Raw genomic sequence first — 21973 nt, forward strand, 5'->3', positions numbered from 1 at the left:
TGATCCAGAGCGTAATAATTTCATTCCCACGTAACACGTGGAGCTAATATTCGCATTTGTTTTTTTGCATTAGTAAAGTGAACCTATCTTTTACGGACAACGCCGTTAACATTCATAGGAAAACATCAACGCCAACCATTATATTATACTAAGCCCTTCTCCTTCAAACTTACGTACGTTCCATCTCCGATAATAATATGATCAAGCACGTCAATGCCAACAATAGCGCCTGCTTCAATCAGTCTCTTGGTTATTTGGATATCCTCCGGACTGGGCGTAGGATCACCACTCGGATGGTTGTGTGCGCACACAATCGATGCGCTGCTGCATTTGATGGCAGCCCGGAACACTTCACGTGGATGTACAATCGAAGCGTTAAGGCTGCCCATGGAGAGTGTTTCCTGGGCAATAATATGATTTTTGCTATTCAGAAAAAGACACACAAAATGTTCTTTTTGCAAGTAACGCAATTGTTCGATCAGAATGTCAGCTGCATCACGGGGTGTACGAATTGAAGTCGACTGCGTGAGTCTGCTTTTGGCAATCCGATGACCCAGCTCAATGCCAGCTTTTAATTGCACAGCCTTGGCATTGCCGATTCCTTTCATCGCGGTCAATTCTTCCAGACTCAAATCCATCAACGAGCGAATGCCACCCGCTTCGGCCAGAATCCGCTGTGCCATATGCACCGCGGATTCCTGTCTTGTGCCTGTTCGAAGTAAAATTGCCAGCAATTCAGCATGGCTTAAGGCGCCCGCCCCGTATTCCATCATGCGTTCTCTCGGGCGTTCTTCCTGGGGGATGTCGCGCATCATGTATTGAGGCGACTCCATATGTTCCCTCTTTTCATTTCACAACATTTGGCTTCATTCATGTTCGTGGCAACACATGTACGCCGAATCCGTCCAACATATCACTTAGCAAGGATAACGGCAAGCCAACCACATTAAAATAACATCCTTCAATGCGGTCGATCAGTGAAGCACCAATGCCCTGAATGGCATATGATCCTGCCTTATCTGAAGGCTCACCCGTCTGCACATAAGCACGGATGGTCGCATCCGTCAGCTCTTTCATCGTTACATCGGTCTGGCGGTAATGAACTAACGACTGTCCATTGCCCGCATCAATACAAGCGACACCCGTAAACACCCGATGTACGCGGCCCTGCAGTCGGGATAACATACGTTCAGCATCCGCTTCGTCTAAGGGTTTGCCTAGAATCTCACCATCCAGAACAACAACAGTGTCACTACCAACAATAATGGCTTCCTGCTCGCGGCCTTCAAGCCCGCGATACACGGCAAGCGCCTTGCGCAAAGCAAGCTCCTGTACCGTCTGTTCAGGTGTCCATTCTGGTGGTGTATCTTCGTTGGCATGACTTGGTATTACATCAAACGCTAGGTGGAGTGATGCGATCAGTTCTTTGCGCCGAGGCGATGTGGAGGCCAGAATAATAGGGCGCTGTTGAGTGTTATCCAAAATGAACGGCTCCTTATGCCACGGCAACATCCTGTCCGGATCACGATAATAGATGTCACTGGTTTAATTTTTTTTCGTCATAACTCGTCATTCTCCTACAGTCTGCGATACAGCCACACAGCGGCAATCATACCGATCAGACTCAGAAGGCTCATTTGAAATTGAAGTGAAATATCATAACTGATAATATCCAGATCAGCCTGCGGCGACCAACGTATGGTCGTGGCTTTCGTAAGAAAGGCTACTGCCTTAACAGGCTGCAGTGCCTTGGCGATCCACGCTCCGGCCATCCAGCCGAGCAGCAGAAACAGCAATAACATGCCGAAGTTTTTTTTCATCGGTAATCTTCCCTCGCCATTTTTTGACACCCACATTATTATACGGGGTTTTGTACGTCAATACAAACACAAATCCGGCAAGGGGAACTATTTCCAGTTCCTTGCCGGATAGGTATTTCCAAGCGTTGTTATGGGAAAGAGCATGTTACTGCTTTATCGCTTCGAGCCATTTTTTCTGCTGCAGTACATATTCCATCAGATCGGACTGCACGGACCACATGTGCACATCATCCGGGTTTTTGTTGTACTCCGCGATAGCCGTAATTGCACTGTTCATTGATTTCTCCATTCCGCCAATAATAGGTTGTACATCTGCGGTCAGACCAGGTGTAATACTATTCAATCCCGTCATCCATGACTGATGCTTATTCTGAATCGCGGTCATCGTTTCTGTAGAGACTGCTGCCGGAGCAGACTGTCCCAGCTGTTGAATGGACAAGGTAGATAATTGTTCGACCAGTGCAGAACTGTTTGTGAAGAAAAGCTGCACATCCTCTTGCTTGCCACCGAATATAGCCGGATTGATCTCAGGGTTCACGATCTCCTTGACGTACAGTTCAACTCCTTGGGCTTTTAGCCTGGAGCTAAGTAGCTTGGCCTCTTCACGATCAGCCGAAATGCCTGCATATACTCGATTGCCATCTTCAGGATCAGAACCTGCGGCTATACCTGCCTGAGCCAGCTCAAGCTTGGCCTGCTCAGCTCGTTCAGGAGAACTGAATACGCCGTATTGGAGTGCATAATACGTGCTGCCAATCGTAGCTGTCTGAAGCTGTTGCTCTGTACCAGCAGCCCCCTCCTGACCCGTCACGGTGGAAACCGCCTGATTGACGGGAAGAAGATCACCTGGCTTGGCGGCTCCTTCTTTATTAAAAAATGAGAGAATAACCATACCAAAGAGTGCTCCGGTAACAAGAGCCCCGGTAACAGAACCAATCATTTTCCATCCCCTTGGAGGGCGATTGCGTTTGTACGAATAGTTCTCCGAATCTGCAAGCCAGTCGTGGCCTTGATCATCATGGGTATTGGACAGATCACGACGCTCTTCCTCCGGATTATCGGTGTGATTAACATAACCGTAACCGGAACGGTTCCCAATATAATGGGCCTCATCCAAGTTCAAGTTCGAATCATGGCTCACCCGCTCGTCAGGTTCAGGTACAGTAGAGCTTGTCAGCACCGTCTCTCCCCAGTCTCCGGGGATATCCTCAGGCGTCCATGATGGGGTTGTATCCATCTGCTTAGGCGTTAGCGGTTGATTATGCGGTAATTCTTCACTTAACGTCACCAATGGACTGGACGCGGATATCCTCTTGTTTTCAGGCTTGTCCGACTCATGATCCCCGAAGCGAAACGTCATTCTAGCATTGCTCACCCGTACCCTCTCCTTTGTCCCATTTATATCAGCTATATGCAGAGACTGGAGAATACATTCCATATAACGCAAAAAACGCCTGCTTCGTATCGAAGACAGGCGATTTCTCAATTGATTTATTTCAAACCTTTGGCAAGTGTATCGCCGACTTTCCAAATATCACCTGCACCCATCGTAATCACAAGATCTCCTGGCTGCAGACGATGCTGCAGGTCAGCGACAACTTCTTCTTTTGTAGGAAGGTAACGTGCAGAAGCATTACTGTTTTGAACGATCAGTTCAACCAGTTTGGCTGAGGTTACCCCTTCGATCTGCTTTTCGCCCGCAGGAGAATAGATATCCGTAATAAGCACCTCATCCGCTTCCGCGAAAGCACGACTGAACGCATCCAGCAGGAAGAACGTCCGCGTATAACGCTGTGGCTGGAATACCGCAATAATGCGTTTGCCTGTTGCTTTGGCGGCACTAATCGTAGCTTCAATCTCAGTCGGATGATGAGCATAATCATCAATGATTAGCATATCACGCGCCTCGCCCAATACCTGGAATCTGCGTTTGGCTCCGTGGAACTGGATGATAGCTGCCACAATCTTCTCAAATGGAATGCCTGCTTCCAGACAGGTAATCACCGTAGCCATCGCATTATAAACGTTATGCTTACCCGGCACTGATAACTCAACCGTGCCCATAGCAGCACCCTGATGATTCATCGTAAAGGAAATCCGGCGATCACCCAGTACAATATCCGTTGCCGTATAATCCGCAGCACGATCAATACCATAGGTTGTAATCCGTGACTTGAGTTCAGGCAAAATCGCTTGAACATTCTCGTCGTCAGAACACACAATCGCTGTTCCTTCCGGACGAATCTGGCTCAGGAACTGCACATAAGCCTTTTTGAGCTCCTCAAAATCACTGTTGTAATTCTCCAGATGATCTGCCTCAATATTGGTCACAATACCGAGCCATGGATGGTACTGCAAAAATGAGCCATCGCTCTCGTCTGCCTCAGCGACTACCCAGTCGCCCTGGCCTGCCTTGGCGTTGGTGCCCACATTCATGATTTCTCCGCCAATGATATATGTCGGGTCCGTATCACATTTATCCATAACAAGTGCAATCATGGATGAGGTAGTTGTTTTACCGTGAGCTCCAGCCACAGCCACACCTTTACGTTCGTTCAACAAACGTGCAAGCATCTGGGAACGATGCAGAATCGGAATGTTCAGCTCTGCAGCTGCTACCCGTTCCACATTATCAGCAGGCGCTGCCGTAGAGTAAACAACCAAGTCTGCTCCAGTGACGTGCTCTGCCGTATGTCCGATATATATTTTCGCTCCCTTGGCTGCCAACTTCTCGGTCAACTCCTGTGAAGCGACATCCGATCCGGTAACGGTGTATCCCATTTCCAACATAACTCTTGCGATGGCACTCATGCCATATCCGCCAATCCCTATAAAATGAACGTGTTCCGATGTATTTAACAAAACTTTCACCAACCTTTTTCAGAATCGGTTTGATGCAAAAGGGCTGCCCGCACATCCGCAATCAGGTACAGTGTGCCGGAGACCACCCCCAGATCTTCCGCTTCCGTCCGTGACTTCAATAGATCAAGTGCCTTTGCCCATTCGGGCTCGACGATGATTTCCAGTTCCTGCTTCGCAATGGCGGGACGTACCCGTTCGACAATCTGCAGCAATTCAGCTGCATCCATTTTGCGTCGGAAATCTGGCTCGGTCAGGATCAGCGTATCCACTAGTGGCAGTATATGCTGCAAATACGCTTCGTGATGCTTATTTGCCAACATACCCATCATCAAAATTAACTTGTTGTGAGGATAGACATCCGTAATGCTCTTGGCCAGTGATTCTGCCCCTTCCGGATTATGTGCTCCATCGAGCACAATTCGGGGTTCATCGACGACTTTTTCGAATCTTCCTGCCCAGAAAGCATTTTCCAGTCCAAGTGCAATATCGTTGTCATCCAGCATAAATGCCATGTATTGTCTAAGCAATTCAAGCACCATAAGTGCGGCCGCTGCATTGTCACATTGATGTGAGCCCTGCATGCGTATGCGAACGTCCAGATCACGAAACGGGCCTGTAAAATGAAAAGATTGTCCGTTCTCATTGCTGTCCAGTCTATGATAAGAGAATTGATCTCCAGCCAAATACACGCTTGATTGAAGCTGCTGTGCTTTCTCCTGAATCACCTTCACAGCTTCGGGTTGAGTCGCGCAAGTCACAACGGGTACTCCCGGCTTGATTATACCTGCTTTTTCCCCAGCAATCTGCTCAATCGTATCTCCAAGCACATCCGTGTGATCCATACCAATGTTGGTGATGACGGACACAACAGGTGCGACAATATTCGTTACGTCCATCCTTCCCCCTAGCCCCGTCTCCCATACCACAACGTCAGGGTAACACTCCTCTGCATAGTACAGAAGCGCCAGAGCCGTGGACACCTCAAACATCGTGGGTGATCCAAGCGGAGTGGAGGCCATTTCCATGACCAGTGGATGTAATCGGTTCGAGAGCTTAAGCAGGATTTCTTCAGGAATATCCTCACCGTTGTATTGAAAACGGTTTGTAAACTTGGTGATATACGGCGACGTAAAGGTACCCACATCATATCCAGCCTGAAGAAGCACTGACGTCAAAAAAGCGCAAGTCGAACCTTTGCCGTTCGTTCCCGCGACATGAATAAATTTGAGACGTTGGTGTGGATTGTCTAACATGGACATCAGACTCTCGATTCGTTCCAATCCAGGTCGGATGCCAAAAGGAATAAGGCCATTGATCCAGTCCACGGCCTCGTTATACGTAAGTAAAGGAGCTGCTGCATCTGTCCCGTCTAATTCCGTCATCTGATTCACCTTCGGTCCCGAGTTTGAGTGAAAAAAGCGGCCGGATGGCATAATGGCTCTCCATCCGACCCAAATATATTAACCTTTAAGTTCCTTGATTCTTGCAATCACTTTATCCCGTTTATCGGAATAATCTGCTTGCTTGGCGCGCTCTTCCTCAATAACTTTGGCAGGAGCTTTGGCTACAAAGCCTTCGTTCGCCAGCTTTTTCTCTACACGGAGAACTTCGCCCTCAAGATTCTGCAACTCTTTCTCCAAACGAGCCACTTCCTGCTCGATATCAATAAGACCTGCGAGCGGCAAGTATAGTTCTGCCCCCGTAATGATCGCAGTCATCGCCTTATCCGGTGAGCTTAGATCCAGCCCACTATCGAACTCGGACGTATTACAGAAACGTTTGATGTAGTGACTGTTGCGCTCAATGATGCTGGACGTCTCAGCACTATTAGCTTTGACCATCAACTCAATCTTTTTGCTCATCGGCACGTTCACTTCTGCACGAATGTTTCGAACTGCACGAATGGTATCCATGAGCAGGTTCATCTCGGCAACAGCCTCTGGGTTCTCAAGAGCAGGATCATATACCGGCCATGATGCCAGCGTAATCGTCTCACCTTCATGCGGAAGATGCTGCCAGATCTCTTCGGAGATGTATGGCATAAACGGATGAATCAGGCGCATTGTCTGATCCAGCACATAAGCAAGCACGGATTGTGTTTTCTTCTTGGCAACCGGATCTTCCCCATAGAAGGACAGCTTAGCAAACTCGATGTACCAGTCACACAGGTCATCCCAGATAAAGTTATACAACACACGACCCGTTTCCCCAAATTCATACGCTTCGATTAGACGCGTAATATCGCGGGAAGTTTCGTTCAGGCGGTGCAAAATCCAATAATCCGCTGTACCAAGCTCTCCACTGATGTCACGTTCCTCATAGGTGAATCCTTCCAGATTCATCAATGCAAAGCGCGAAGCATTCCAGATCTTGTTGGCAAAATTACGAGCCTGCTCTACCCGTTCCCAACGGAAACGGAGATCCTGACCTGGCGTGCTGCTGGTTGAGATCATGTAACGCATTGCATCTGCGCCATATTTCTCAATCACATCCAGCGGATCTACGCCGTTGCCCAGTGATTTGGACATTTTGCGTCCATCTGCATCACGAACAAGACCATGCATCAGCACATCCTTGAACGGAATCTCATCCGTGAATTCCAGTGCAGTGAAAATCATACGTGCAACCCAGAAATATATGATGTCATACCCTGTCACAAGTACACTTGTCGGATAATAACGTTTCAGGTCTTCCGTATCTTCCGGCCAGCCTAGTGTGGAGAATGGCCATAAGCCGGAGCTAAACCAAGTATCGAGTACGTCTTCGTCCTGTCTGAGCTTGCGTCCAGCATACTCTGGCAGCGTTGTTGGATCTTCAGCAGATACGATGATTTCACCCGTTTCTTCATCATACCAGGCAGGAATACGATGTCCCCACCACAGTTGACGGGAAATACACCAGTCACGAACGTTTTCGATCCAGTTCAGATAGGTTTTCTCAAAACGATCTGGAACAAAATTAACTCCTTCGCCGCTCTGTTGTTTCTTAATCGCTCTCTCTGCAAGTGGCTTCATCTCAACGAACCACTGTGTAGACAGATACGGCTCAACAACAGCTCCGGTACGCTCACTGTGTCCAACCTGATGCGTGTGATCCTCGATATTGATCAATACGCCCTGCTCTTTCAAGTCAGCAACAATCTGCTTGCGGCAGTCACTGCGATCCAGTCCCTGATACTTGCCAGCCTCAGCATTCATTGTGCCGCTCTCATCCATTACCGTAATTTGAGGCAGATCATGACGAAGACCTACTTCAAAGTCATTTGGATCATGCGCAGGCGTGATTTTAACAGCACCACTTCCGAACTCTTTATCCACATAATCATCAGCGATAATTGGGATTTCGCGTCCAATGATAGGCAGTACAAGTACTTTACCAACCATATCTGCATAACGCTCATCCTTCGGATGAACAGCAACCGCTGTATCACCCAGCATCGTTTCAGGACGCGTTGTTGCCACTGTAACGTAGCCACTTCCGTCTTTGAGCGGGTAACGCAGATGGTACAAGTGACCCTGTACCTCTTTATATTCAACCTCAATGTCGGACAGAGCTGTCCGGTTCACCGGATCCCAGTTAATGATGCGTTTGCCTCGGTAAATAAGGCCTTTTTCATATAGCTGAACAAATACTTTACGAACCGCTTGGGACAGACCTTCATCCAGCGTAAAACGTTCACGGGAGTAATCAAGCGACAATCCCATTTTGCCCCATTGCTGACGAATGGTAGTGGCATATTGATCTTTCCAGTCCCATACTTTCTCCAGAAACTTCTCGCGTCCCAGATCATAACGAGTCAGACCTTCTTCACGCAGCTTCTGCTCCACTTTGGTTTGGGTAGCAATACCTGCATGGTCGGAACCCGGAAGCCACAGTGCGTCATAACCTTGCATCCGTTTGGTGCGGATCAGAATATCCTGCAGTGTAAAATCGAGCGCATGCCCAATGTGCAGCATCCCGGTCACATTTGGGGGTGGAATTACAATTGTATACGGCTCGGCATCTTTACGCTGACCGGCTTTGAAATATCCACGCTCCATCCAGGTGGAGTACCATTTATCCTCTGCCGCCTTAGGATCGTAAGTGGTCGGCATTTCTGTTGCAGCTGATTTTTTTTCCTCAGACATGTGTCATTCCTCCGTTACTTCATCATCTTCGCCAAAAAAAACAAAAAAAACCTTTCATCCATCAAAGGACGAAAGGTTAGCTTTCGCGGTACCACCTTTGTTTCACGCCTACAGCAAGATAGACTTCACCCTCTGTACATAACGTGACACTTCAAGCAGATAACGGCTGCTACCGGCCCATCCTACCTCAGAAATAAATGACGATAGATCTCATCCATCCCTTGTATTCAAACAGGCAACTCCCGGGCGACTTCGATCAGTTGGTTCCTGCGGAATCTCACAGCGCTGCAATTCCACTCTCTGAAAGGTCATACTGTCTACTACTCCCGTTCCACGTTGTTCTTCAAAAAACCTACACACATCATACCTTGCTCGTGCGCGATAGTCAACCTGACAACAGCGGATAAAGAGCGCTGGAATGCAGGTTTAGGACGAATCATGCAAAAACCCGCAATCCTCAAGGGGATCACGGGTCGTAACGAAGGCTTTAACTACGGATTAAGGGATGTACAATATCTGACCTTCTTCCACAACCTGCTCAGATAATCGGTTATACAACTGAAGTTCCCTCGTGCTCAATTGATATCGATCTGCAATGGCATCCAGTGTATCTTCTCGCTGAACGATGCACAGTTTCACCTTGCGGAATGGGGTCTGGTCCACGATCGTTCCCAGGAACAGGTTCTTCCATTCCACATCATCAGCTGGATACGTTTCTTCCTGTACCACACCCGCAGGAACTTCATCGCCTCGCTCCACTTCAGCATCGCGTGCCGCTCTGCCCGAGGATAACAAGGAAGAGATACCTACGCCCTCTTCTTGCCGTGGTGCGGATTCCTTTTTGCTGCCAAAAGCAACCTTCAGCTCCGGCTTGTCTTCCGTCTCAGCCACAGGTTCAGGAACAAATGCTTCGTTCTGCACGAACTCGTCTACCCCAGTCGCTTCAAAAGACGGTCGGTCTTCCTCAGCATTGTCTGGTTCGGACGAAGCAAATACACCTTGCCAGTTCTCCGCCTGTGATTCGACCGGGACATCGGCAACAGCCTGATTCTCCTGCTGAGGTACAGATCTCGCTGATTCGAAGTGCCATACCTCTGGTTCGTCCGGTACATCCGGTGCTGCCAACTCATTAGATGATTGAGCTGCAGGCTCTGAGACTGCTTGATCTCCACCTCTCGGGTTCGCAGGCAATGCATCCACGGAAGGCTCGGACCACGCCGAAGACTCTTCTTCCAGAGGCAGCAATGGTTCCGACTCAGGGTAAGAAGCTAATCGATCTGCGGTCTCAGCCATAAATGACGAGATCGGAGAAGGTTCGCTGTATTGCTCATGAGATGCCAATTCATCTCCATTCGCTGTCAGAGATGCGGGATCTTCGTTTGCATCAGGTTGTCTGTTTTCGTTAGCGTACTCCGCGCTTTGCTCCTCAGATTGAAGTGGCTCGGCCGATGACGAATCCGCATATTCTTGCTGCCATTCTTCGCTATTTCTTAATGTCTCTTCCCTTGTGGACAGGTCAGCGAATTCCGGAGCACCATATGCAAGTTCTGCTGCATTCGCAAGTCTCTCTTCCTCACTCCGCTGGAGCAGGTACTCTTGTGCAAATGTGTTGGGGTCGCTGCCTGTCTGTGCTGCTTCATCGGAACGGTTGGATTGCTGAGCATCAGGTGAATGAACAACTGTAAACTCATCTGCTGACCACACTTGTGGCTCTTCAACAGGAAAGCCCTCGATGCCTCGCAACGACAACACGCCTGTAATGTTCAGACTGCGATTGGATAACAGATCCACGTCAAAATTTTCGATCTCGATGGAAATATCCTCAATCGATCTGACCCGGTTCAGCGGCACTGTGATCTCCACGGGAATGAAATGTTTGAGCTCCTCTGAAACCTCATTTTCTCCTCTGTACGCACCTGTAAGTAAAAGATGTCCTCTTAATGTGGCATGATCATCCTGCCCTATGACTTGAATGCGCGGGTATAGTTCAATCTCCTCCAATTCCTCAATCGCAGGGACTCCCTCAGACAAATGAACGCGCTCATAAATATCGAACCGCAAACCATAAGGTTGATTCAACAAAGGTGGCGTCCTCCTTTCGGCATATGTTCACCATGATCCTTCTCATGGGACTGATCCATGGTCCAAATCCTTCGTTACCCCATCTATATGCCTTGAATGAGATGAGCATGCCACCTTTTGAAAAACCTTGTTATATAAAGCGAAATAGAGAATGTAGCACCTAGCCACTTCGATGACAGAATAACCTTCCGATCACTGTGTTCCCCAGATTTTTTTGATTCCCTTCTTCAAAGGGAAAATCTAGGGATAGCTTATGCTTCCGAAGCAGCTTTCTTTCAGAAAGCTTTTAGGCGAACGCTCCGCTTCTTCACGTTATTTCTGTCCTTTCCGTTTTCGTGTAAATAGTTAGTCAAACTTAAATAGTGTATTAATAAATTAACTCTCTCGCTCTGCCAATTGTGTGAAATCGGATGGCCAAGGATCATTCACTTCAATCATGGCTCCAGTTAACGGGTGGCTAAACTTCAGCACCTCTCCATGAAGCGCCTGCCGACCAATGGCATCCGCTCTACCTCCATACAACGCATCACCAATAAGCGGGTGTCCCGCGTAACTTAGGTGTACACGAATTTGGTGTGTTCGTCCTGTATCCAACTTTAATCGTACAAGGGTTGCTCGTTCCCATACTTCGGCGATCTCCACATGAGTAACAGCTTCCTGTCCACCTTCGGAGACACGTCTACGCTGTTTATGATGCCTATCCTTGCCAATCGGAGCATCAATTTTGTGGAGTTCAAGGGGGATTTGTCCACCTGCAATGGCTACATAATGGCGGCCAATTTCTTTGCGACGCATCGCTTCATCCAGTTTGGCGAGGGCAAAAGCATTTTTGGCATACAGGACAGGTCCGGTTGTATCCTCATCCAGTCGATGAACATGGCGTACGCTCGCCTGTATTCCGTTCATTTCATAATAAGAGGCAACCACATGATCCAGCGTGATGGCCTGATCAGCACGGCTTCCATCCGGATGCAGTTTCATGCCTGCCGGTTTGTGCATAACCAGACAGAAATCATCCTCATACAACACATCCACATCAGCCCAGCGTGGCTCAACATCGATTGGCTGGGACGCAAAAAGGGCCAGCCGAAGCCGGTCCCCTGCAAGTTGTATTCCTCGGTTTGCTTTCAGCTGACGGAGCAGTTTCTCCGGAAACTGAAGTTCAGACAATAGCCATTGCTCTGCAGCCATCGGTTTGTCCGAACTGCCTGTTACGGCTTTCCCTGGCATCAGCTCAAGCCATTCCCCGCGGCGTTTCCAACTTTTAATAGTCATAGCGATTGAAGAGCTTTACGATTCGCCTCGATCGTATCGTCAATATCCTGCTCTGTGTGCACACCAGAGACAAACATGCCTTCGTATTGCGAAGGCGCAACACTCACACCTTGATCAATCATGGCCGCAAAATAATGACGGAATTGATCCAGATTGCTTTCTTTGGCAATATCATAATTGGTTACTGGAACGGCACTAAAGAATGGACAAACCATGGAACCCACACGGTTAATGGTTATTGCAATACCCGTCTCAGCTGCATTTTTCTCGAATCCGGCTTGCAAACGTGCAGACAGTGTCTCCAGACGGTCATAGACCTCTGGTGTTAACAATTTGAGCGTCGTATATCCTGCTGCCATAGCCAGCGGGTTCCCGCTAAGTGTACCCGCCTGATAGATCGGTCCCGTAGGGGCAATCTGTTCCATCAGATCCCGGCGACCACCATAAGCACCAACCGGGAGTCCGCCACCGATCACTTTACCCAGACAAGTCAGGTCAGGTGTAACCCCATACCGTCCCTGAGCACAGTTCAATCCTACGCGGAAACCAGTCATGACTTCGTCAAAAATAAGCAGGCTGCCATATTGCGTTGTCAAACTGCGCAAGCCTTCAAGGAATCCGGAAGCCGGAGGTACAACCCCCATGTTACCCGCCACAGGTTCCACAATAACAGCGGCCAGTTCTTCACCATAACGTTCAAAAGCAAGCTTCACGGACTCCAGATCGTTATAAGGTACCGTAATTGTATTCACAGCTACACCTTCAGGTACACCTGGACTATCCGGTAGACCCAGTGTTGCAACACCTGAACCCGCCTTGATCAGCAAGCTGTCCGCATGTCCATGATATGATCCTTCAAACTTCAGAATTTTACTGCGTCCGGTTACCCCGCGTGCCAGTCGAATGGCACTCATGGTTGCTTCCGTACCGGAATTAACCATCCGCACGATATCGATAGAAGGTACACGCTCACAGACCAGTTTTGCCATTTCGGTCTCCAGCAAGGTAGGTGCACCAAAGCTTGTTCCTTTAAGGGCTGTCTCACGCAAAGCCTCAACAACGTCAGGGTGTGCATGTCCCATGATGAGTGGACCCCACGATCCCACATAGTCAATAAAAACATTGCCATCAATATCGTAGATTTTGGACCCTTCGCCGCGTTCTGCATAGATCGGAGTAAGTCCCACCGATTTGAATGCGCGCACAGGGCTGTTCACCCCCCCGGGTATGTACTGCTTCGCTTCCTCAAACGCGCTGCGTGAGCGCTCATCATTGCGACGATTACCTTGTTGTGCAGTCATGAATATCCTCCTTCATGTAATTTATTTTATTTCTCAGCCAACCAGCGTGAAGCGTCTTTTCCGTAGTAGGTAATGATCATATCTGCACCTGCGCGTTTCATGCTGAGCAGGATTTCCATGGCGACTTTTTTCTCATCGATCCAGCCTTGAATCGCCGCCGCCTTCACCATGGCATACTCGCCACTTACATTATAGGCAACAAGCGGAAGATCAAATTGATCCTTGATGGTGCGCATAACATCCAGATAGGAAAGGGATGGTTTTACCATCAACATGTCCGCTCCTTCCAGCACATCCGTTTCGGCTTCCCGCAAAGCTTCACGTGCATTGGCCGGGTCCATCTGATACGATTTGCGGTCTCCGAATTGGGGTGTGGAATCCGCAGCTTCACGGAATGGACCATAGAATGCCGACGCGTATTTTACAGAGTAGGACATGATCGGAATATGACTGAATCCATTTTCGTCCAGCCCGGCACGGATCGCCTGTACAAATCCATCCATCATGTTGGATGGTGCAATAATGTCCGCTCCTGCTTTGGCTTGGGACACTGCCGTTTGCACGAGCAGATCAAGGGATTCGTCATTTAACACATCTCCGCAGATGTGACCGTCAATCTCCACGGTGTGTACCATACCGCAGTGACCATGATCCGTGAATTCGCATAGACAAGTATCTGCAACAACCAGCAGTTCTGGGTACCAGGATTTGATCAATCTTGTCGCTTCCTGCACAATGCCATCTTCAGCAAAGCCAGATGAACCAACACTATCCTTAGTCTCCGGAATACCAAACAATAACACCGCTGGAATTCCCAGCTCGGCAATTTCTGTTACTTCTTCCTGAAGACGATCCAGCGAGAAGCGGAATACCCCAGGCATGGATTTGATTTCAGATTTTACATTTTCTCCATACGTAACATAAATCGGTTGAATAAAGTCGTCCACGGTTAAATGGGTTTCTCTGACCATATTGCGAATACCTGTGGATTGGCGTAAACGGCGATGCCGTACAATTGGAAAACTCATACGTGTAAAACCTCCCTGAAAGTTAAATAGAGCAAAAAGGGAAGCGCGCTGGTATCCTATCGAATTCAGCACGCTTCATATATTGACATGATTACATGGATCAATTTCATAACTCGCTAAAAATGGATTTCGTAACTAAATATAGACAAATTGAACCGTTTTGATCTATATTTAGCCTTGATTGAAGCAGCTAAAGGTATTATGAAATTGATTCCCATGTGTATTAATTTCGAAGAGCGCCTTCTTTGGTGCCTGTCCGTTTCCAGTCGCATAGCACGGTGATCAAGCTATCCATCGTTGCTTCCTCTGCCATCAGTGTAACCTTTAGTCCAGCGGCTTCTGCCGTCTTTGCTGTAACAGGTCCGATACACGCAACCTCCACATCTTTCAATAAAGGCAGAGGATCTTGCAACCCCATACGTTTCAACATACTCATGAAGTTGGTAACCGTCGATGAACTTGTAAAGGTCACCGCATGAATTCCACCTTCTTCGAGTAGCTTAATCAGTTCATCATCATCCTCACCAGCGAGGATCGTATCGTAGGTGATGGCTTCGGTGACCTGAAGTCCTCGTTCTCTCAACTGATCACGTAACCATGTACGTGCCAGATCCCCGTGCGGAAGCAGTACTTTCTGACCTTCCTTCAATTCACTTTCAAAAGCCTCAAGCATGCCTTCGGCCTGGAAAGGACCTTTGACAACCTCTGCAACGATGCCATGTTTGCGCAAAGCATCCGCTGTGGAAGGTCCTACGGCAGCAATTCTCGCTTGATGAATCGAGCGAATATCCTTGCCTTCCTGTTCCAGATGGCGGAAGAAAAACTCCACGCCGTTCACACTTGTGAAAAACACCCAGTCATAGGTATTTAAAGCACTGAAGGCGTCTTTGACACTTTGCTGCGCAGATTCAGTAGACGGCATGACCGTCTCAATGACCGGAAACTCATACGGTTCCCCGCCGAGTTCCTCAATGCGATTCACCAGTTCACTCGCCTGACTGCGAGCACGGGTCACCAGAATTCGTTTGCCAAACAGTGGCAGCGCTTCTGCCCATTTCAATTGTTCCCGTTGATTTACGACATCTCCTACCACAATAACAGCTGGTGGTTGGAAATTGGCCGCAATCACTTTTGCTTCTATATCTTCAAGGGTACCTGTAAGGGTATCCTGTTCCGCTCGTGTTCCCCAACGAATCAGAGCTACCGGTGTTTGCGCTGGACGACCATGACGAATCAATTGTTCGCTGATATATCCAATTTTGGCAACCCCCATCATAAATACCAGTGTACCCGTTGCATTCGTCACTTTATCCCAATGGATACTGCGATCAAGCTTGTCCGGACTCTCGTGCCCCGTAATAATAGAGATGGAAGATGCATAGTCACGGTGAGTCACAGGAATTCCGGCATACGCAGGTACACTTATCGCAGCGGTTACCCCAGGCACAATCTCAAACGGAATCCCGTTTTTGTACAGCAAACCTGCCTCTTCGCCCACGCGTCCAAAGATCGTTGGATCCCCACCCTTAAGCCGAACCACAACCTTGCCTTCAAGAGCCAGATCAACCAACAGTTGATTGATCTCTTCCTGTTTCATCGTATGCCGATCCGGGCGCTTGCCCACGTAAATCTTGACTGCGCCGGGTTTCATTTGTTTCAACAATCTCGGACTTGCCAAACGATCATAGACTACAGCATCGGCTTTACCGATGGATTCCCACCCTTTTACCGTAATCAGCTTTGCATCCCCAGGACCTGCCCCTACCAAAAAGACCTTTCCCACCATGTCTTCATCCCCTAACTTCTGCCAGTATCTGCTCTGCTCCCCGTTCAATCAATCTCCAAGCCACTTCTTCACCCAGACGAACCGGGTCTTTGCCGATCAGAGCTTCCTTAAGAATCAGTCCACCATCCGGTGTGCCGACCATACCTGTTAATTGTAACGTGTTTTCACCATTCAGGGAATCCGCATCTTCCTGAGGCAGCCATACCGCATGAGCACCAATCGGAACCTGACAGCCCCCATTCAATACACTGAGAAAACGGCGTTCCGCCTGTACAGGAAATGCTGTCTCCGGATCGTTATACAGCTGCAGCAAGTGCAACAGTTCCTCATCGTCTTCACGACATTCGATACCAAGCGCGCCTTGACCCACTGCCGGAAGGCAAGCTGTTTCCGTCAGGTACTCTGTGATCCGGTCTTCCCAGCCCATACGGTACAATCCTGCAGCTGCCAGAATAATCGCATCGAATCCTTCGGTCTCCAGTTTCCGCAGACGGGAATCAATATTGCCGCGAATCGATTCCAATTGCAAATCCGGACGATAGGCCTTTAGTTGACTCGACCGGCGCAGACTGCTTGTTCCGACTCTAGCTCCTTCTGGCAGTTGATCCAGAGTAAGTCCACCATTGGAGATCAGCGCATCCCGTGGATCTGCACGACGGGGAATAGCACCATTGATTAATCCTTCGGGTAACTCGGAGGGCATATCTTTCATGCTATGCACAGCCATATCAATCGTACGATCAAGCATCGCCTGTTCAATCTCTTTGACAAACAAACCTTTGCCTCCGACTTTTGACAACGTTACATCCAGAATGAGATCTCCCTTGGTAACAATCTTATGTACTTCAAAGTCAAAAGCTAATCCTTCCCGCTCACAAATATCACGTAAATCCTGAATGACATGGCCTGTTTGGGTTAGCGCAAGCGCGCTCTGTCTACTTCCAACTTTAATTGTACGCATATCTACACTTCCTCCTGATTACGGGATATCCAGTCCCCGATTTCTTCTTCGGTCCACCACCGAAAATGGCCTGTACGAATATCTTCTAATATGTGCATTTCAGTTAATTGCCGAAGCAACGCACTTCTGAGACTTGAAGATGATACGCGTGACTTCACCTCGGTCCTCATCTGGTGCAAAAACTCAAGGTACGTCTCATACTCATCACCGAATTGTCGTTCGAGTGTGGCACGTATCTCCGCAGCTGCTGCCGGTCCCGCTCCTGCTGTGGATATTGCTATGCTTAATCTCCCACGCCTTACCACGCTTGGCGTAATAAAGCTGCTGTGCTCCGAAGACATTGCGTTATTCACCAATATGCCCGCAGCCTCAGCATCCCGAACCACAGTTGAATTGACCTCTGAATGGTCAGTCGCTGCATATACGAGAAAGGCCCCCCGCAAATCTCCATTGCGGTAGGACCGGTCTATCCATTGAATTCGGGATTCATGATGCAGTTGTTTTAATACGGGAGTAAGCTCCGGACTAATGACCGTAATCTGTGCCTCGGCATGCAGTAATCCCTTAATTTTACGTTCGGCAACACGTCCACCACCAACCACGCAGCACTTCTTGCCTGAAGTATTCACAAATATCGGCGTGTAACGGTCCATCCCCTTCACTCTCCCGTCCAACGATGAAACGCTGAATACGCATTGGATAAAAAACTGATAATGACAAATCCGTACCCAATCAGTGTCCATCTTGCCATGATAATTGTAGAGAACTGTTTCCTTCTCTTGGATACGAAGTACCCCACATAGATGGCTATAGCAAGACCTGTCGCAATAACTTTGAGATCCAAGAGTAGAATCCAGCGTCTTTCCGCCACAATGGATAATACGGCAAGCATCACAGAAACGCCAAGGAGCGGTGTACCTATGAAATTAGCACCATCCATGTATTTGCCGATCACTTCCAGGCTTGGCAGCCGTCGCATCGTATCATTCCACTTTTTTTTCTTCAACTTACGGTGCAGGAACAGATATAACATGGCAAATACCGTAGCAACGGTTAACGCCGCAAAACCAAGATTCGCCAAGGTAATATGCATAATGAGTAATCCATGTACCGTTTGCCAGTTATGCAGTGATATCTCTCCGGCCGTAAACCACAGTCGGTTTAATACCGTAACGGAAAAACCTACAACATTTAGCAACAATATCACAAATTCAGAACGCTGGATGCGAGTCATGACAAGAGACATCAGCACAATACTGAATGAAAATATAAACAAAAAATCAAAGGTAGTATAGATGGGGAAATGGCCTTCAGTCCACATGCGCAATATGACATGTGTTACCTGCAATCCCCAAACAACGACAAGAAACCCTGTGCCTGTCCGCTTCGCCCCCGCATTGCGTCGAATGCAGTCCGAGAAATAGAACAGTAGGCTCAGGGCATACATATAGATTAGAGCTTCATAGACTTGTTCAGCAAGGGTCAAGCTGCCCACCCGCCTTATACGCCTGCCGGAGCATAAGCCGGCACGGGGTCTTGCCGGTTTTCGTTAAGGTGAGCAGCTGGTTTCGCCAGAGCTGTGGCATCACTCTGACTCACTTTTTCAGCGGCCACCTCTACTGCATCTTCCAGAGCGAAAATCTGAGTAAACATGCGCAGAGCTTCATCACCTTGCTTCGTGCCTGCCATTTCCTTAATCCGATTAATCGGATCTGTCGTCATTTGGTTCACAATACTCTTGGTCAAACGACGAATGACTTTACGTTGATGTTCATCGAGCTCAGGCAGTTTATTAAACAGGCTATCCATCGTTTCTTCATGAATGGAGACACCTTTTTCCTGCAAAGCGCGAATAACGGGACGAACACCCAACGTTTTGAGCCAATGGTAATAATCCTCCATCTCAAGCTCGATCATTCTCTCAATCTTGGCAGCTTCCACCTTACGCATCTCCAGGTTGCTCTCCACGATTCCTTCCAGATCATCAATGTCATAGAGAAATACGTTGGATAATTCACCAATCGCCGGATCAATATCGCGTGGAACCGCAATATCAATCAGGAACAATGGACGAGATTGACGACGCTTCATGCTCTCCCGTACCACTGCTGCATCCATGACATAACGTTCAGCTCCAGTGGAACTAATCACAATATCAACTTCATTAAGTCGATCTAATGCCTGTTCCATCGTACAAGGTGTACCCCGGAACTTGGCTGCCAATTCTTCTGCTCTTGCAAGCGTACGATTCGCCACGATGACCTCGGATGCCCCGTTGGCATAGAGATGTTTCACGGTTAGTTCACTCATCTTGCCGGCACCCAGAATGAGCACCTTCTTGTCTGTGAACATGCCAAAAATCCTCTTACCGAGTTCAACAGCAGCATAACTGACAGATACGGCGCTTTCCCCAATGGAAGTCTCCGAATGTGCCCGTTTGCCCAATGTAACTGCCTGCTTAAATAACTTATTGAACCATGTACCTGTTGATTTCTCTTCCTGCGCTTTAAGAAAAGCCTGTTTCACCTGTCCAAGAATCTGAGTCTCACCAATGACCATGGAATCTAGTCCGCAGATGACGCGGAACAAATGGCGCATGGCTTGATCATCTTCATATATATATAAGTGTTGCGTAAATTCTTCCCGTGGTACATTAAACCATTGTTCCATGAATGTTCGAATAAAATAACCACACATGTGAAGACGGTCCACCACAACATACAACTCGGTACGGTTACATGTGGCTACGATTACACCTTCCAATACACTCTTGGTCAGCTTGAGCTGCTGCAGCGCTTCAGACAAGTCCTTTTCTGCAAATGTGAATCGTTCCCTAACCTCTACAGGCGCCGTGCGATAATTCAAACCAACGACAACGATGTGCATTGCAAGTTCACCTGCCTAATAAATTTCCAATCAAAGTGCTTACTGCATATGTCTATCCATTTATGATTGACATGGTTAATTATATCACACATCATAGCCGTGACCGGGTCATTTTTATGAAATGTTTATGAAATCACCATGTTCATCATCATATGCACTGTCATTTATTGTAGTGTCTCACCAAAGTTCACCGTTATGCGTTAAAAAGTGTCGATTATGAATATTCATAACGATACGCATATTAAAACAAATAGCCATGGAATTATTCCATGACTATTAGAGTTTGGGAGGTTATGTGTCCATCCCGATATGTGAACATTGTGTATGCAATATACTTTTTATTTAAACACGTTCAGTCTGGTTGTTCATGTCTGGTGTTTCAACTTGCAATTCGCCCAAACCACGTACCAACTTCTTTGCATACGTTTTTTCAGGCTTTAATACGGATACCAGGTAGTCAATAGCAAGCTGTGGATCTACAGTCTCCCCACAAGTGTAACAATCAATCGCAGCAAAACCTCTCTCAGGATACGTATGAATGGAGAGATGGCTCTCAGACAATAGTACAAGTACGGTCGCTCCCTGTGGATCAAACTGCTTGGACTGCACGGACATCACTGTCGCGCCACATGCCTCCGCTGCTTCAACCATTTGGGATTCCAGATACTCTGCATTGTTCAGTAGATTAAAGTCGACACCCCAAGTATCAACAGCAACGTGTCTTCCGAAAGTTGAATATTCCATCCTTCGGTTCCCCCTTCCTAGGAATAAAATGTTTGAAAAATTTCATCCGCTAGGACCTACGTCATTCACTTCCCGAGGGAAAAATCTCTCGCAACATATAATGTCCTGAGTGAATCCTGGTTCCTATATTGTTTTCAACGAGATTAAAAATAACATTGAATCAGAGTGAAATCAACCCTTTTCCAGAAGATTGTAAAATAAATATTTTCAATTCGGAATATTCCATCTCACATTAAAAATTCCCCTGAAACCTCCACATTGGCGAGTGCCACTGCCCGGAAGATACAAGGGAATTCATTACATTCATATACGTTTATAAACATACAATTTTAAGTTAATAGGCTTCAAGCTCAAACAACCGTTTTTGATGTCGAGCAAGGGTCTCATCAATCTGATGGAGCTGATCAGCAGTCGCATCTTTTCTAGTGTCCAGCAGTGAATCGATCTCGGCATACACACGGTTGATTTCGCGTTCTACATCTCTGGCCTGGAATAGATGTTGCAATTCAAGCAACGTATTTTTGTATTCATAGATCACTCGGGTGTTCTCCCCGGTTTTCTCCACAATTTTACGGACAGTGCCTTGAGCATAAACATACGTCATGGTGAACCCTTTATATATCCGATGAACGACCCCGTCACCTTTGAAAGTCACAAAGAGCTTCCGCACAACGTTGGTCAAATGCAGATTCACCAGGCGGCAAGATAACTCACAGATATAAAACCCTTCTATGCGGTCAAAAGGGAAATGCACTTCTTCTCCACTTACATCCCCCAGCACAACCTCCTGACAACCATTGTCCAACACCTTAACCCGATGATGAAGCCTGCCGTCTTCTGTCATGCGCAAAAACTGATGCATCTGGGGTTCTGACAATTTCATAGTGGCCTTAACATACTCTGTGGCTAACCGCTGAGCCATACAAATCCCTCAATTCTTTCCCGATTGTTTTGTCTTCCTGCACATGTAGCAGTCATCTCAAAATTCTTCAGGCCGGCAAGGCCGGTATTTTTGGTACTGTTGGCAATATGCACCTATGCTCATTATACACTACCCTAACGCTATTTTTCTCCAGACCCAGATGATGAATTCTCACGAAA

The 21973-nt window shown here is 47.7% G+C and carries 18 protein-coding genes and 1 other annotated feature; all 18 genes read right to left on the reverse strand.

From position 1 onward, the window contains the following. Positions 1-143: 143 nt before the first annotated feature. The 18 genes from radC to V6669_RS24095 all read right to left on the reverse strand — a co-directional run bounded on the left by radC (position 144) and on the right by V6669_RS24095 (position 21794). On the reverse strand, positions 144-833 hold the full coding sequence (radC, locus tag V6669_RS24010) for a DNA repair protein RadC (RefSeq protein WP_076216949.1): 690 nt from the start codon (positions 831-833) through the stop codon (positions 144-146). A gap of 37 nt (positions 834-870) precedes the next feature. Next, entirely contained in the window at positions 871-1482 is a 612-nt protein-coding gene (locus V6669_RS24015; RefSeq protein WP_338588361.1) for a Maf family protein, read from the reverse strand. 95 nt (positions 1483-1577) lie between these two features. Then, entirely contained in the window at positions 1578-1820 is a 243-nt protein-coding gene (locus tag V6669_RS24020; protein WP_047841183.1) for a DUF4321 domain-containing protein, read from the reverse strand. A gap of 145 nt (positions 1821-1965) precedes the next feature. Then, the gene (locus V6669_RS24025) at positions 1966-3195 is read right to left on the reverse strand and encodes an SPOR domain-containing protein (RefSeq protein ID WP_338588362.1); all 1230 of its coding nucleotides are present in this window, start codon (positions 3193-3195) and stop codon (positions 1966-1968) included. A 116-nt stretch (positions 3196-3311) separates the two neighbouring features. Beyond that, positions 3312-4631: a UDP-N-acetylmuramate--L-alanine ligase gene (gene murC, locus V6669_RS24030; RefSeq protein WP_253442774.1), complete on the reverse strand. Its 1320-nt coding sequence runs from the start codon at positions 4629-4631 to the stop codon at positions 3312-3314. A gap of 56 nt (positions 4632-4687) precedes the next feature. Next, positions 4688-6064, reverse strand: coding sequence for a folylpolyglutamate synthase/dihydrofolate synthase family protein (locus V6669_RS24035; protein ID WP_338588363.1), 1377 nt, complete (start codon positions 6062-6064; stop codon positions 4688-4690). A gap of 78 nt (positions 6065-6142) precedes the next feature. Then, a complete protein-coding gene (locus V6669_RS24040; RefSeq protein ID WP_338588364.1) occupies positions 6143-8809 on the reverse strand; it encodes a valine--tRNA ligase in 2667 nt (888 codons plus the stop codon). Between the two features lie 61 nt (positions 8810-8870). Beyond that, positions 8871-9152, reverse strand: a binding site (T-box leader). 155 nt (positions 9153-9307) lie between these two features. Continuing rightward, entirely contained in the window at positions 9308-10891 is a 1584-nt protein-coding gene (locus tag V6669_RS24045) for a LysM peptidoglycan-binding domain-containing protein (RefSeq protein WP_338588365.1), read from the reverse strand. A 375-nt stretch (positions 10892-11266) separates the two neighbouring features. Further along, a complete protein-coding gene (locus V6669_RS24050; RefSeq protein ID WP_338588366.1) occupies positions 11267-12166 on the reverse strand; it encodes an RluA family pseudouridine synthase in 900 nt (299 codons plus the stop codon). Next, a complete protein-coding gene (hemL, locus tag V6669_RS24055; protein ID WP_338588367.1) occupies positions 12163-13467 on the reverse strand; it encodes a glutamate-1-semialdehyde 2,1-aminomutase in 1305 nt (434 codons plus the stop codon). Before hemL ends, V6669_RS24050 begins: the two co-directional genes overlap by 4 nt. Positions 13468-13493: 26 nt before the next feature. Next, entirely contained in the window at positions 13494-14495 is a 1002-nt protein-coding gene (gene hemB / locus V6669_RS24060) for a porphobilinogen synthase (protein WP_017692601.1), read from the reverse strand. Positions 14496-14718: 223 nt separating this feature from the next. Further along, the gene (gene cobA, locus V6669_RS24065; RefSeq protein ID WP_338588368.1) at positions 14719-16281 is read right to left on the reverse strand and encodes a uroporphyrinogen-III C-methyltransferase; all 1563 of its coding nucleotides are present in this window, start codon (positions 16279-16281) and stop codon (positions 14719-14721) included. 4 nt (positions 16282-16285) lie between these two features. After that, complete coding sequence (gene hemC / locus V6669_RS24070; RefSeq protein WP_091037577.1) at positions 16286-17242, reverse strand: hydroxymethylbilane synthase; 957 nt, start codon at positions 17240-17242, stop codon at positions 16286-16288. A 2-nt stretch (positions 17243-17244) separates the two neighbouring features. After that, on the reverse strand, positions 17245-17895 hold the full coding sequence (locus V6669_RS24075) for a bifunctional precorrin-2 dehydrogenase/sirohydrochlorin ferrochelatase (protein ID WP_338588369.1): 651 nt from the start codon (positions 17893-17895) through the stop codon (positions 17245-17247). A gap of 5 nt (positions 17896-17900) precedes the next feature. After that, the gene (ccsA, locus tag V6669_RS24080; RefSeq protein WP_338595030.1) at positions 17901-18689 is read right to left on the reverse strand and encodes a cytochrome c biogenesis protein CcsA; all 789 of its coding nucleotides are present in this window, start codon (positions 18687-18689) and stop codon (positions 17901-17903) included. 53 nt (positions 18690-18742) lie between these two features. Next, entirely contained in the window at positions 18743-20128 is a 1386-nt protein-coding gene (gene hemA / locus V6669_RS24085; RefSeq protein ID WP_133387117.1) for a glutamyl-tRNA reductase, read from the reverse strand. A gap of 342 nt (positions 20129-20470) precedes the next feature. Next, on the reverse strand, positions 20471-20872 hold the full coding sequence (gene speD, locus V6669_RS24090) for an adenosylmethionine decarboxylase (RefSeq protein WP_338588370.1): 402 nt from the start codon (positions 20870-20872) through the stop codon (positions 20471-20473). Between the two features lie 334 nt (positions 20873-21206). After that, on the reverse strand, positions 21207-21794 hold the full coding sequence (locus tag V6669_RS24095) for a hypothetical protein (RefSeq protein ID WP_036605891.1): 588 nt from the start codon (positions 21792-21794) through the stop codon (positions 21207-21209). Between the last annotated feature and the right edge of the window lie 179 nt (positions 21795-21973).

It is taken from the genome of Paenibacillus sp. Y5S-9 (genome assembly GCF_036894235.1).
GTDB lineage: Bacteria > Bacillota > Bacilli > Paenibacillales > Paenibacillaceae > Paenibacillus.